The sequence below is a fragment of the Roseateles oligotrophus genome, assembly GCF_025717515.1.
In the GTDB taxonomy this organism is placed as follows: domain Bacteria; phylum Pseudomonadota; class Gammaproteobacteria; order Burkholderiales; family Burkholderiaceae_C; genus Paucibacter_A; species Paucibacter_A oligotrophus.
Window position 1 is genome coordinate 72926 of record NZ_JAJIRN010000012.1, and the last position, 14150, is coordinate 87075.

Sequence of the window (14150 nt, forward strand, 5' to 3'; positions counted from 1 at the left end):
GCAGCGACCGCGTTGGGTACGCTGCAGGCCCAATTTGGTGCGCCGCTTTGCTATCCTGCGCGCATTAAAAGCAGGGGGAGAACGAAGATGCGCATGAAACCATGCCTGGCGAGGCTGAGCTTCGGCTTGTTGATATCGGCCTTGGCCGGAGTTGGCGTGACGGCGGAGACCAGGGCCGACCAGCCCGTCCCGATCGAGCGGTTTTTCCAGCGCCCGGCGGTGCTCGAGGCCAAGCTGTCGCCCTCGGGCAAACAGCTCGCCTTGACCACCTCGAAAGGCGGCAACCGGGTCGGTCTTGTGGTGGTGGACCTGGGCGAAGGCAATAAGGCGACGCGAGCGGCCGGATTCTCGGATGCCGATATCGTGCAATTCGACTGGGTCGGCGACCAGCGCCTGGTCTTCAGCGTGCTGGACCTGGAGGCCGGCAGCGGTGAAGACCGCCGTTATGCGCCGGGGCTTTATGCCGCCGACCCCGATGGCAGCAAGCTGATGCAGCTGGTCAGGCGCCAGGGCAAGCCTTTTGTCAGCAGCGGCGATAGTCGTGACCGCTCGCTGGAATGGAATCATCAGTTGTTGGCGGTGCCGCTGCAGCAAGAAGGCGTCACACCCGAGGAGGTGGTGGTCGGCAAGATGGACTTCGGTCACAACGAGGTCAACTCGCTCACGCCGCTTTGGCTCAATACTCGCACCGGCCGCACTCGCAGCATCGATCTGAATGCGCCGACCGGCACGGTGCACTGGCTGTTCGATAGCAAGGGGCAGCCGCGGGTGGCCGCCACGCGCGTTAAAGACAGCGTGGCGGTGCACTGGCGCGGCCCTGGTGAAACCCAGTGGCGGCAACTGGCCCAGGGCAGCATGCTCAAGCCGGCGTTCACGCCCTCGGCCGTCGATGATGCCGGCAATCTGTATCTGAAATTCAACGAGGGCCCCGAGGGTTACACGGTGCTGAGCCGTTTCGACTTTGACAAGGGCGCGCCGCAGCGACCGGCAATCGTGACCACGCCGGGCTTCGATTTGCTTGGCGGCATGGTGCTGGATCGCGCCGGTGGCCGCGCCCTGGGCGTGCGGGTCGACACCGATGGCGAGCAAACCATCTGGTTCGATGAGGACATGAAGCGCATGCAAGCCTTGGCCGACGAGGTGCTGCCCGGCCGCGTCAATCGGCTCAATTGCCGGCGCTGCGGCGCCGACGATATGGTCGTCCTGGTGCGCAGCTACTCGGATCAGGATCCGGGCCGCTTGTACCTCTACGAGGCGGCCAACAAGCGTTGGCAATCGATCAGCAAGGTGCTGGACGGCATCGAGCCCAAGCGCATGGCAACGGTCGACTTGCAGCGCATCAAGGCGCGCGATGGCCGTGACCTGCCGGTCTGGCTGACGCAGCCGGCGGGCAGCAAGGCCGGCCAACCGCTGCCCACCGTGGTCTTGGTACATGGGGGCCCTTGGGTGCGTATCGGTCACTGGCGATGGCAGGCGATGGAGCAGTTCCTGGCTTCGCGCGGCTATCTGGTCATCAGCCCCGAATTCCGCGGCAGCACCGGCTATGGCGATGCCCATTACAAGGCCGGTTGGAAGCAATGGGGTCAGAGCATGCAGGACGATGTGGCCGACGCCTTGCTGTGGGCCCAGAAGCAGGGCCTGGCCAGCGACAAGGCCTGCATCGCTGGCGCCAGTTATGGCGGCTACAGCACGCTGATGGGCCTGGTGCGGCACCCCGACTTGTACCGCTGCGGCGTGGCCTGGGTGGCGGTGACCGACCCGAACTTGTTTCTCGACGCCCCGTGGTGGTTGAATGATGACGTCAGCTCGAGTGGCCGCCGCTACGCGCTGCCGGAGCTGGTGGGCGATGTGCAGAAGGACGCCGCCATGCTGACGGCCAATTCACCGCTGGCGCAGGCCAAGCGGATTCAGGCACCGCTGCTCTTGGCCTTTGGCGAGAGCGACAAGCGGGTGCCGCTGGTCCATGGCGAACGCCTGCGTGCGGCCTTGAAGGAGGCCGGGCGGCCGCCCGAATGGGTCACTTATGACAACGAGGGCCACAGCTGGCGCAAGGTCGATACCCATATCGACTTCGCCCGGCGGGTCGAGAAGTTTCTCGGCCAGCATTTGAAAGACGACAAGCCTTGAACTTCCCTGCCCGGCTCGAAAGCGAGCGCCTGATCCTGCGCCCTTTTGTGCACGCCGACTGGCCGGCACTGCACGCCCATTACGCCGACCCCGAATGCACCCGCTTCACCTTCGGGCGCGCCTTGAGCGAGGGCGAGAGCTGGCGCGCGATGGCCAGCATGGCCGGCCATTGGGCCTTGCGCGGCTATGGGCCTTATGCGCTGGAACATAAGGTGACGGGCGCGGTGCTCGGCGCGGCCGGGCTTTGGTACCCGAACGACTGGCCCGAGCCCGAGATCAAATGGGCGCTGAGCCGCGCGTACTGGGGCCAGGGCTTCGCCAGCGAGGCGGTGCGCGCGGTGCAGGCGATGGCCTTGCGCGAGGCGCCGGAGCTGCCCCTGATCAGCTTCATCAATGCCGCCAACAGCGCCTCGATCCAGCTGGCGCTGGCGGTCGGCGCGACGCTGGAGCAACTGCGCGAGTTCCGTGGCGGCCGCTGGCATCTGTATCGGCATCCGGGCTACAAGCCGCAGATTCTTGTCCGGCCACTGGACGCCGACAGCGCTGCCGCCCAGGCCTTGCTGGCGGCCTCGGATCGCTGCATGCGCGACTTGTATCCGGCCATAGACGCTGCCCATCTCGAAAGCGCCTGGGGGCTCAAACAGCCGAACGCCTTGTTCCTTGGCGTCTGGCTTGGGGCCGAGCTGGCCGGCTGCGGCGCCGTCAAGCGCATGCAGGATGCCGATGCCCTGGCCTACGGCGAAATCAAGCGACTCTATGTGCTGCCCGAGCAGCGCGGGCGCGGTTTGTCCAGGCGGCTGATGCAGGCCCTGGAGCAAGACCTGGTCGAGCGCGGCATCGGCGTCTGCCGGCTTGAGACCGGCATCCGCCAGCCCGCAGCCTTGGCGCTCTACGCCAGCCTCGGCTACCAGCGCTGCGGGCCGTTTGGCGATCGGGTGGCCGACGGAACGGGCGTTTTCATGGAGAAGCACCTGCGCTGATCAAGCGCCGGCGGCGTCACAAAACGGCCCAAAAATCCGTCTATATCCACGATTGCCTTGGCCGACTTCATTTAGCATCTGCGGAGTACAGAAAAGGGGCCTTGCCCCCGGTTGTGACGGAGAACTCGGGAACGGATCTCGCATGGCGTATCGGCATTGGTATTTGGCAGGTTCGGGCAAGGCGCTGACCCTCGTCACGCTGCTGCTCGGCCTGGGGCTTTCGGCCGCGGCGGCACGCTGGCAATGGCAGTCCATACAGGCCGATGCCGAGGCCGAGTTCCAGCGCAATGTCGAACGCACGGCCAAGGAGGTTGAGCAGCGTTTTGCTCACCCGGTGCATGGCTTGGCGGGCGCAAGAGGGCTTTATGCGGCCAGTCGGGAGACCCGGCAACGGGTCAAGCGGGCCGACTTCCGCGCCTATGTCGAATCGCGCGACCTCGCCAAGGAGTTTCCCGGCGTGCGCGGTTTCGGCTTTATCGAGCAGGTGATGCGCGGCGAGCGAGATCGGTTTGTCGCCGATGAGCGCGCCGATGGCGCCCCCGGCTTTGCCATCCGCCAGCTGGCGGACAAGGATCACCCCGACTATTACGTCATCAAGCTGATCGATCCGGCCGCCAACAATGCCGGCGCGCAGGGGCTGGATGTCGGCTCGGAGGCGCAGCGCCGCGCCGGCGCCATGCTGGCGGCCAGCAGCGGCTTGGCCACCATCAGCGGCGCCATCACCCTGGTGCAGGACCAGCGTAAAACGCCCGGCGTGCTGATGTTCCTGCCGGTCTACCGGCGCGGGGTGCCGCTCGACAATGCCGAGCAGCGCAATGCCGGCCTGCTCGGCCTGCTGTACTCGCCGATCGTCATCCGAGAATTGCTGGGCAAGATCCCCGATGTGATGTCGGGTCGGGTCGACTTTGAGCTGTATGACGCCCGCGCCGGAGCGTCCCTGGGAACGCCGATGTTCGATGCCGACGGCCATGTGACCAAGCTGAGCGCGGGCCAGCCCGATTCGCAGGGCCGGCGCTTCAGCCATCAGCGCGAGATCACGGTCGTCAATCGCGCGCTGACGCTGCGCATGAACAGCACGCCGCAGTTTGACGCCACGATAGACGGCAGCACGCCCTGGCTCTTGTTCGCCGCCGGCGCGATGATCAGTGCGATGTTGGCCTTGATGCTGCGCCAGCAGGCGGCCGGGCGCGAACGCGCCGAAGGCCTGGTGGAAGCCAGAACCGCCGAGTTGATGGCCGCCCAGCGCGACAACGAGACCTTGTTGAGCACATTGAACCTGGCCGCCATCGTCTCGGTGGCCGACCGCGCAGGCCGCATCACCATGGCCAATGACTCCTTCTGCCAGGTCAGCGGTTACAGCCGTGCCGAGTTGCTCGGCCAGACGCACCGCATCATCAATTCGGGCCAGCACCCGGCCGAGTTCTGGGATGAGATGTGGGCCCAGATCAGCGCCGGCTTTGCCTGGCGCGGCGAGGTCTGCAACCGGGCCAAAGACGGTTCCTTCTACTGGGTTGACAGCTTTGTCGCGCCGGTGCTCGGCGCCGATGAGCAGATCGAAAAATACATCGCCATCTGCACCGACATCACGGCCAGCAAAAAGGCCGGCGAGGCCTTGCGCTGGAACCAGTCTTTGCTGGAGATGATGTCAAACAGCTCGCCCTTGGCCTTCTTTGTGGTGGACAACCGCAGCGACCAGATTCTCTACTTCAACCAGCGTTTTTGCGATATCTGGGGCATGAACCATCAGGCCGATGCGATCCGGCGCGGTGAGCTGAAGAACATCGACACCATGCCGACCCGCCGCGCCTTGGTGGCGGATGAGGCGGCCTTCACGGCCCGCTATCAAAGCCTGCAAGACGAGTCCAACCGGGCGCAGGTCGAGGACGAGATCGTGTTCAAGGACGGCCGCACGATCCGGCGCTTCTCGACCCAGATCCGCGACGCCGATGATCACTATTTCGGCCGCTTCTTTATCTTCGAGGATGTCACCGAGCGCAAGCAGGCGCTGCTGGCGCTGCAACAAGCGACCGCTGCGGCCGAGGCCGCCTCGGTTGCCAAGAGCCAGTTCCTGGCCAATATGAGCCATGAAATCCGCACGCCGATGAACGCCGTTCTGGGCATGCTGACGCTCTTGCGCAAGACCGAGATGACGCCGAGGCAGGCCGATTACGCGGCCAAGAGCGATGGTGCTGCGCGCTCGCTCTTGGGCCTGCTCAACGAGATTCTCGACTTCTCCAAGATCGAAGCCGGCAAGATGGAGCTGGATCCGCAGCCCTTTGGCATCGACCAGCTGATGCGCGATCTGTCGGTGATTTTCGCGGCCAATGTGGAGAGCAAGCCGGTCGAGGTGCTGTTTGACATCGACCCTCAATTGCCGCGCCGCCTGGTCGGCGATGCAATGCGCCTGCAGCAGATACTGATCAATCTGGGCGGCAATGCGATCAAGTTCACCGAACGCGGCGAGGTGCTGCTGGGCGTCAAATTGGTGCAGCGCGGTGCGTCGACAGTAACGCTGCAATTCAGCGTGCAAGACAGCGGCATCGGCATCGCCCTGGAGAATCAGCAACGCATCTTCAGCGGCTTCACGCAGGCCGAGTCATCCACCACGCGGCGTTTCGGCGGCACCGGACTGGGCGTGGCGATCAGCCAGCGTTTTGTAACCTTGATGGGCGGCCAATTGCTGCTGGACAGTGAACTGGGCCGGGGCAGTCGCTTCTCCTTCACGATCGAGCTGCCGCTGGCCGAAGAGACGGGCGCGCTGGCAGCGGCGGCGCCGGTGGCGGTTTCGGCCGCGCCCGACCCCGCCTGGCGCACGCTGGTGGTCGATGACAACGCGCTTGCAAGGGATCTGCTTGAGCGAATGGCCGAGTCGCTGGGCTGGCAGGTCGACCTGGCCGAGAGTGGTGAGCAGGCGCTGAGTTTGATGCAAGCGCAGGCGGCAGCCGGCACGCCCTATCGGGCGGTGTTTCTGGACTGGCAGATGCCCGGGCTGGATGGTTGGCAGACCAGCCAGCGCATCCAGGAGCTGGGGCTCAAGGGCGAGGCCACGCTGCTGCTGATGGTGACGGCCCATGGTCGCGACATGCTGTCGCGGCGCAGCCAAGCAGAGCAGGACAGCCTGGACGGCTTTCTGGTCAAGCCGCTGACGGCCTCGATGTTGTTCGACGCGGTGGTGGATGCGGGCCGGGGCCGCCAGCTTGCCCATCCCTCGCAGGTCGCTGCCTTGGCCGGCCAGCAACGCCTCGCCTCGATGCGTTTGCTGCTGGTCGAAGATAACCTCAATAACCAGCAGGTCGCGCTGGAGTTGCTGAGCGACGAAGGCGCCTTGGTGCAGATCGCCAACCATGGTCAGGAGGCGGTCGACATGCTGGTGGCGGCCGGAGGCGAGATGCCCTTCGACGTGGTCTTGATGGACCTGCAAATGCCGGTGATGGATGGCCTCAGCGCAAGCCGCTACATCCGCGAGCAGCTCGGTCTGCGCCGGCTGCCCATCGTCGCGATGACCGCCAATGCGATGAGCTCGGATCGCGAAGCCTGCCTGGCCGCCGGCATGAACGACCATGTCGGCAAGCCCTTTGCGCTGGATCAGTTGGTGGCCGTCTTGCGCAAACAGGCGGGCTTGAATGCCGGCGAGCAGACCGCGACTCAAACGCCGCCGGCCGCGGTGAACGAGGTGGACGCTGCGGCGAGCGCCGCCGGCGTGGAGCTTGAACTGGCGCTGCGGCGTTTGGGCGGCAAGCGCGCCAGCTATGCCCGTTTGCTGGGTCGGTTTGCGAGTGAACTGGCGGTGCTGCCGACCCAGTTGCGTGAGCAGCTTGCGCAGGCCGATTTTGAATCCGCCGCTCGCCTGCAGCACACGCTCAAGGGCACGGCAGCCACGCTCGGCGCGACGGCGCTGGCCGACGCCGCGGGTGCGGCAGAAAAGCTGATCGGAACATGGCGCCAGCAGGCGCCGGCCGCGGCCGAGTTGGCGCAGGTCTGCGAGGCCAGTTGCGCCGCGATGGCCGCCGCGCTGCCCGGTTTGCGGGCCTTGCACGAGGCCTTTGAATTGTCCTTCAAGGCGGAGCGGGATGGCACGGTGGTGGCGCCATCACCGAAGCGGGCCGCGCTGCAAGCACTGGAGCAGCAATTGTTGAATTCCGACATGGCCGCGCTGGATTCCCTGCTGGCCCTGGGCCATCGCTTCGGCGCCGACCTGGGCCCGCAATTGAGTCAGCTGGAGGAAGCCATCGGCGACCTCGACTTCCGGCGCGCGCTGCTGACCTGCCGGGCCTTGCTGGCTGCGGCTTGAAGGCGGATGCCAGGCATCAAGCCGCGTCACTCCTCCAGCAGACTCCTGAGCATCCAAGCCGTCTCTTGGCTGCGCCGACAGCCGGCCGGTGCTGCCCACCTGCGCTGACTTCTGCGCAGTCAGCGCTTGGCTACTCAGTCCTCTAAAAGACTCCTGTGCATCCAGGCCGTCTCTTGGCTGCGCCGACAGCCGGCCGGTGCTGCTCACCTGCGCTGACTTCTGCGCAGTCAGCGCTTGGCTACTCAGTCCTCTAAAAGACTCCTGAGCATCCAGGCCGTCTGTTCATGCACCGTCAACCGCTGGGTCAGCAGGTCGGCGGTCGGCTCGTCCGAGGCTTGGCCAACCGCAGCGAACAAGGCGCGTGCGGTGCGCGCCACGCCTTCATGGCCTTCGACCAGGATGCGCACCATCTCCAGCGCCTTGGGCGGCTTGGCCGGTGCATCGGGCAGCGAGCTCAAGGCGGCGAACTGGGCATAAGAGCCGGGCGCCACAGACCCAAGCGCGCGGATGCGTTCGGCAATCGGGTCAACCGCGTTCCACAGCTCGGTGTACTGCACCATGAACATCTGGTGCAAGGTGTTGAACATCGGCCCGGTCACGTTCCAATGGAAATTGTGCGTGGTCAGGTAGAGCGTGTAGGTGTCGGCCAATAGCCTGGACAAGCCCAAGGTAATTGTTTCCCTGTCCTTGGCGCTAATGCCGATATTGATCGCATCCGGCTTGGCTGCAGATTTGGCGGAATTTTTCTTGGCCATGCGAGGCTCCTGTTGATGAGGACTTTGGATGCTGAAGGCAGCGGCCACTATAGAGCAGCGAGCGCCAGCCACGGCCGCTTTCCCGTCATTTGGGGTCGGCTTCAAATTCCTTGAGCGAACTCAACTTCGCAGCCAAAGCGCGCGCGCAGCATTCAACCGGATATTTCTTTAAAGCGGCGTTTTTCGCCGCCTTGGTTTAGCAACACCGGAGCAATGACCATGAGTGCTTTCCGTTTCAGACCCATCGCAGCGCTTGCATTGGCGACGTCACTCAGCCCCGGCTTGAGCCTGGCCACCGTGTTCGGCTCGCTTGGCAATTTCGACACCGTCAACGACACCGGCAAGGATGCCTGGGGATTCGAAATCGACATCGAGGACTTGTCGTTCGACCAAAGCAAGATCACCAGCGTCTTCGGCTACAACCGGGTCTTCTCCTTCATCTCGCCCGACCCCGGCGCGGTCGTCCGGTTCGGCAAGCCGACCATTACCGACGTGCCCGGCTATGGCGTACGGATCATCTACGGCGGGACGATAGGCGGCGTCGCTACTCCGTTCAACAATCCGCTGAGCCCCTTCGTCACCACCGGCGAGAGTTGCTGGCCCGGCGCCAATGCCGGATGGAAGGCCAACCCCTGCGATCACTTTGGCGTCAGCACCTACGGCAACCCCGCCGCCATCAAATACAGCTGGCTGGTGGATAACGGCAGCGGAACCTTGGTCAAGCAGGCGGTCGGGGTTCCTTCGGTGAGCTTTGTGCCGGTGCCTGTGCCAGGGCCTCCACCTCCCATCCCTGCCGCGGTGCAGGCGTTGATCAAGGCTCCGGTGCTTGAGGCTCCTGCGCCGTTTGCGAACGCCTTCTGGGTCAAGCTGACTCAGACCACGCTGCCTGAAAACGTCGATCTGGGTGATCTGCTGATTGGCGATCATCCCGGTCACCATGAACAGATCGCTGCACTGAACAACAAGCCGGAGTCGGAGACCGAATGGTATGAACTTCAGATCGGCAGAGTCGACGAACTGTCCAAGGAGTTGAAACCGAACGGCGATCCTTCACTGGTCATCGACATGAAGTTCTACAAATACCAAGGTCAATTTGATGACGAAGGTCTGGTGGATCCCTTGGTCAGCCAGAAGCCTCACGTGGACGAAAATGGTGTCGCCTATGTCATGCTGCCGGATGAAAATGGCATCCTCATACGTCACGATCTGGTTTACGTTGGCCAGCAGGTCGGCGGGTTCAACGCCAATGAGCTCGCCGCGCCAATCCCGGAGCCTGAGGTCTACGCAATGCTGCTGGCAGGGCTGGGCTTGCTAAGCTTGGTCGTCCGTCGAAGGCATCGGGCGGACGATGGCATCGCTGGTGCGGTGCCGCACTCTTGACGGCAATTGGAAAGACCGATGGGTTTGGCTCAGACGCTAAGCGTAAAGCGCAGGGACGCCATGAGGGTAATGACGCGGTTTTGGTGCCGCCAAACATGCCACACGACATTGGCTGAAGGCTTAGCCGGTGCGCGCCAACTGCCCGCAAGGCAAGACCTGCCCCCCGGATCGAGTTTGAGGTCGGCCTATTCGCTGACGATCTGACCCTTGGTGCCCGCGCCGCTGTCGGTCCATCCGTCCTCGCCCTGCAGGCGGCGGTCACCTTGGATCCTGAAGCTGATGGTGCCGGATTTGAACGCCAGCCCGCCATCGCTGCGTTTGGCCTTGACTGGCTTGCCGTTGACCCAGACATGCTCTTTGGCGTCGATGCGGATGGTGGCGACGGTGGCGCCCGAATCAGACTTGGCGAGCCATTGCCCGGCGTAGGGCTTGGCTGCGGCGGGGCTGGCCTTGGGCGCAGGCGCGGCGGCATCGTTGACGAAGCCGGCCTTGGCGTTCTCGGCCTTGGTCTTGCGGATGTCGCAGCCTTGCCCTTCGGAAATTTGCGTGCAGCCGGAGCGCTCCAACTGCTGAGCGTATTTGGCGCTGATCGCGTAGGCGTTGGGCTGTGCAATCAGGGCGATAGCGGCCGCGACCCAGAATGCGAGTGGTTTTGTTTTCATCGCGATTTCTGTTTGAAAAACGAAGGGGATTTCAGGGCGTTGGTTCTGGCGCCAGGCTCCAATGCAGCAGGCGCTCATCGAGCCAACCGGCTTGGCGCTGGATGGCGATCCAGGTGTTCAAAAAGCTCAGGAAATCGGAGTCGCCCTTGCGCACCGCCAAGGCCGCCAATGTGCTGCCGACCGGCAATTGGAAAGGCAAATAAAGCTCGGGCACGGCGCGCGCAATCGCCGTCGGTGTCAAGGTGGCCAGCAGCGCCACCTGGGCTTGGCCTCTGAGCACCGGGCCAAATGGCTCGCCTTCGACCTGCAAAAGCTTGGCGCGCGGGAACAGGCGCTTGGCCAGCGCGACCTCGGGCGTGCCCGCGCCGACCGCGACGGTCATGTTCGGCTGATTCACGTCATTGATGTTGTTCAGCTTGTGAGACTGGCGTTTGCTGGCCACCACATGCACGCTCTCGGTCGCCGTCGGCTGAGTGAAATTCACCACCAGCGCGCGCGGCGTCGTTACCCATAAACCGCTCGCAATCAAATCGAAGCGCTGCGCGATCAGGTCCGGGATCAGGTCGCCCCAAGTGGTGGGCACGAACTCGAGCGCGACGCCCATGTCTTCGGCCAAACGCCGGGCGATGTCAACGCTATAGCCGCTGAACTCGCCGTTGGCATTGCGCATCACCATCGGCACCACCGGCACCACGCCGACACGCAGCACGCCGCGCAGGCGCAGCGTGGCGAGTGTGTCCACCGCCGGCGGGCGCATGACCGGTGGCGCCATCTCCACAAACGGCGCGTGCGGTGCAAGGCCGGCAGCGTCGATAAAGCCATAACCCTCGGTCGCGGGCGCTGTGGCCTGGCTTTGAACTTGAGCGTGAGATTGAATCGACAAGGCCAGACTCAGGCCGGCGCACAGCAAGCCAGTCTTGCGTAGAAGAATTTTCAGCACGATGGCCTCGGGTCAGTAGCCGCCGCCGACCAGATTGAACTGGACGCGGTGCTGTGGGTTGTTGACGTCCACGGCGAGAAAGCCCTGGCCCTGCCGGCTGATCTTGAAGCGCTGGCGGCCGGCTTGGAGTTGCTCGCCGGTGAGCTGGCCGGTGAATTCGTTGTTGCCGGCGCGGCCCTTCACCGACCCGCCGGGCAGGATGGTCAGCTGCACATCGGTGCGCTCGGTCTCGTCATAGCCGCTGAAACTGCCGACCGACCAGCTCTGTACCTCACTGCCTTCTTGCGTGGCCTGCTGATTGCGGCTGGAAGCCAGCGCCGCCAGCGCCGCCAAACCCACCACCGCCACGCCGATACCAATGGCCTTGTCGCGGCTGCGGTGATTGTTGTCGTCTTTGCCGACGCGGAACTCGGCCGCGCAACCGTGATCCACCCACACGCCATAACGGTCATAGCCCCAGGAGCGATTCTCCCGGCAGCTGATGCTAGACAGCTGGCGTGACAGCTCGACCCGGTCGTTGGTGTCAACCCGGCAATAGCGGTAGCTGAAGCCACGGGATTCGCAGCGAACGGTTTGTTCGGCACGCGCCGGCAGAGGCATCGCCACCATGGCCACGCAAATCAGCCCGCTCAAAGGCCGCGTCAGAAAATTTCGAATCATCTGCATCTCCCGTCGGCGCAAGGCTTGAGCGCGCTTCAGTAGCCGTTGCTGGCCTGGACCTCACGCAAGAATATTTCAACCCGGCGGTTGCGCGCCCGGTCTTCGGCCGAATCGTTGGCCACCAGCGGCTCACGCGCGCCGCGCCCGGCCACCTCGATGCGCTCGCCCTTGATGCCGCGGTCCTCCAGGAAACTGCGCACGCTTTCGGCGCGGCGCAAGGACAGCGGGTCATTGATGGCATCGTTGCCGGTGTTGTCGGTATGGCCGACGATGCGGATCTTGGTGCTGGCGTGCTCGCGCTCCAGGCCATTCGCGAACGCTTCAAGCACAGGGCGCAGCCGGGGCTCCAGGGCAGCGCTGCCGGTGGCGAAGGAGATGTCGCTGGGCACTTGCAGCTTGAGTTGGTTATCGGCCGTGCGCGTGACCTGCACGCCGGTGCCCACCGTGGCCTGTTCCATCGCGCGGCGTTTGTCTTCCATATGCTTGGACCACAGATTCCCGCCGACCGCCCCGGCCACAGCGCCAATTGCCGCGCCGGTGCCGGCCTTGCCGCCGGTAGCCGAACCGATGATGGCGCCGGCCACCGCTCCAATGGCCGCACCCTGCGCGGTGCTTTGCTGCTGCGGGTCCATATTGGCGCAGCCCGACAAGCAACCGGCAACTGCGGCCAAGCAGGCCAACAAACCGGCCTGTTTATTGGCCTTGAGGGAGGGGTGGAGGTTTTGACGCTGCATCGCTCTGTCCAATAGTGGTTTAGACACCTGTAGTTACAGGCGCCGCGATCAGCATATCACCAACGTAACGGCCAAAAATGACGGCTTGATGGCGTCAACGGACCTTGAGCTATTCCTCAAGGTCAAGGTGGCGCTCATAACAAACACTGGTCGGATCACCCAGGTACTCGCCAAAGGGCGCTATGCGCCGGAAACCCCAAGCTTCGTATAGGCCCATGGCCGGCGTCTGCTTGTAGCCGGTTTCAAGCGCGAGCCTGCGGTAATCCAGACGAATCGCGGCCCGCTCAAGGTGCGCGAGCACCGCGCGGGCAAGGCCTTTGCGGCGGTGATCGCGGTGCACATAGATTCTGCGGATTTCGGCGGTGAATTCATCCAAAGGGCGAAAGGCACCGCAGGCGACGGGACAGGCATCGAGATAAGCGACGACATAAACGCTGCGCGCTCCCACAGGGGGATTGCTGGCCGGCGGGCCACCCGCCACAAACAACTCGGGATACAAAGCCTTCGCGTCGATCGCAGCTTCACGCAGCAGCGCGAGCGCATCGGCGCCTTGAGGGTCAACTTCTATGATGCTCGGCAATTGAATGGACCTCGGTCTGGATGGCGGCACTGTAGCCCCGCTTCAGCCGACTCGCGCCAGCTCCAGCCCCAGCAAGGCCCGCTTGGTCTGCGGGCCCCAGCGGTATTCGCCAAATTCGGCGTTGGCACGTATCACGCGGTGGCAAGGGATCAGGTAAGCAATCGGATTCGCCGCCACACAACTCGCCACCGCGCGCACCGCTTTGGGCGCGCCGACCAACTGCGCCAACTGCCCATAAGACAAAACCTGACCCTCTGGCACGGCCATCAAGGCTTGCCAAACCTTCAAACGCAGCGGCGTGCCCGACAAGGCCAGGCCAATCGGCCGGCTCGGCCCCAGGCCCTGCATGCGGCGCTGCAACTCGGTGACGATGGGGGCCAACCCTGCGGCATCTTCGCGCCATTGCGCCAGCGGTAGCGCGCCAGCGGCTGTTGCGATCAGCTGCGCCGGACTGGCGCCGCGGCTGAACACCAGTTGCATCACGCCGCGCTCACTGGCGGCCAACCAGATCGGCCCGAGCAGACTGTCCGCGCAGGTCCAGCGCAAGCTCAGGCCGGCGCCACCCAGCTTGAATTCACCCGGCGTGATGCCGTCCAGCCCAATGAACAGATCATGCAGCCGCGACGGGCCGGAGAGGCCGGCCGCCAAGGCCGCGTCCATCACCGAGGCCGCCTCGGTCAGGCTCTGCTTGGCGCGTTGCAGCGTCAGCGCCTGGCTGAATTCCTTGGGCGTAACGCCCGCCATGCCGACGAAGTTGCGCTGGAAATGGAACAGGCTGAGCCCGGCTTCATCGGCCAGGGTCTGCAGAGGCAGCGCCTCCTCGCTCGAGGCCAGGCGCTCGATGGCCTTGCGTATGCGCTGATAGTGGCTGCTTTGGGTGTCCATGCTCTGCGCCTGTAGCTGGCTTCAAGCCCGGCTGGCGCGAGCCGCATAACAGCCGGCACGAGCGCAGTGGATATTGACGAAGGCGGCCGCCAGGCCTTGAATGTGGAACTGAAAACGTGGCATGAGGCGTCGGTCGGAGTTTCGAGATCAGCCATT

At 64.4% G+C, this 14150-nt stretch carries 11 protein-coding genes; 4 read left to right on the forward strand and 7 right to left on the reverse strand.

The window, feature by feature from the left end:
- Positions 1–87: 87 nt before the first annotated feature.
- From LNV07_RS23615 to LNV07_RS23625, 3 genes are all read left to right on the forward strand, one after another.
- Positions 88–2127, forward strand: coding sequence for a S9 family peptidase (locus tag LNV07_RS23615; RefSeq protein WP_263573658.1), 2040 nt, complete (start codon positions 88–90; stop codon positions 2125–2127).
- Entirely contained in the window at positions 2124–3107 is a 984-nt protein-coding gene (locus LNV07_RS23620; RefSeq protein ID WP_263573659.1) for a GNAT family N-acetyltransferase, read from the forward strand. Before LNV07_RS23615 ends, LNV07_RS23620 begins: the two co-directional genes overlap by 4 nt.
- Before the next feature lie 142 nt (positions 3108–3249).
- A complete protein-coding gene (locus LNV07_RS23625; protein ID WP_263573660.1) occupies positions 3250–7398 on the forward strand; it encodes a CHASE domain-containing protein in 4149 nt (1382 codons plus the stop codon).
- A 242-nt stretch (positions 7399–7640) separates the two neighbouring features.
- Here LNV07_RS23625 and LNV07_RS23630 read toward each other — a convergent pair whose 3' ends face one another.
- Positions 7641–8153 carry a Dps family protein gene (locus LNV07_RS23630; protein WP_263573661.1) on the reverse strand — a complete coding sequence of 171 codons (513 nt, stop codon included), beginning with the start codon at positions 8151–8153 and terminating at the stop codon, positions 7641–7643.
- A 282-nt stretch (positions 8154–8435) separates the two neighbouring features.
- Between LNV07_RS23630 and LNV07_RS23635 the strand changes: the two genes are divergently transcribed.
- Entirely contained in the window at positions 8436–9533 is a 1098-nt protein-coding gene (locus tag LNV07_RS23635) for a PEP-CTERM sorting domain-containing protein (RefSeq protein WP_263573662.1), read from the forward strand.
- Positions 9534–9718: 185 nt separating this feature from the next.
- Here the strand turns inward: LNV07_RS23635 and LNV07_RS23640 are convergent, their stop codons facing one another.
- From LNV07_RS23640 to LNV07_RS23665, 6 genes are all read right to left on the reverse strand, one after another.
- A complete protein-coding gene (locus tag LNV07_RS23640) occupies positions 9719–10195 on the reverse strand; it encodes a hypothetical protein (RefSeq protein WP_263573663.1) in 477 nt (158 codons plus the stop codon).
- 31 nt (positions 10196–10226) lie between these two features.
- Positions 10227–11135 carry a transporter substrate-binding domain-containing protein gene (locus tag LNV07_RS23645; RefSeq protein ID WP_263573664.1) on the reverse strand — a complete coding sequence of 303 codons (909 nt, stop codon included), beginning with the start codon at positions 11133–11135 and terminating at the stop codon, positions 10227–10229.
- Between the two features lie 12 nt (positions 11136–11147).
- Complete coding sequence (locus LNV07_RS23650) at positions 11148–11795, reverse strand: DUF3011 domain-containing protein (protein WP_263573665.1); 648 nt, start codon at positions 11793–11795, stop codon at positions 11148–11150.
- Positions 11796–11830: 35 nt separating this feature from the next.
- Complete coding sequence (locus tag LNV07_RS23655; RefSeq protein ID WP_263573666.1) at positions 11831–12529, reverse strand: OmpA family protein; 699 nt, start codon at positions 12527–12529, stop codon at positions 11831–11833.
- A gap of 109 nt (positions 12530–12638) precedes the next feature.
- On the reverse strand, positions 12639–13109 hold the full coding sequence (locus LNV07_RS23660; RefSeq protein ID WP_263573667.1) for a GNAT family N-acetyltransferase: 471 nt from the start codon (positions 13107–13109) through the stop codon (positions 12639–12641).
- 42 nt (positions 13110–13151) lie between these two features.
- Positions 13152–13994, reverse strand: coding sequence for a methylated-DNA--[protein]-cysteine S-methyltransferase (locus tag LNV07_RS23665; RefSeq protein ID WP_263573668.1), 843 nt, complete (start codon positions 13992–13994; stop codon positions 13152–13154).
- Positions 13995–14150: the final 156 nt, after the last annotated feature.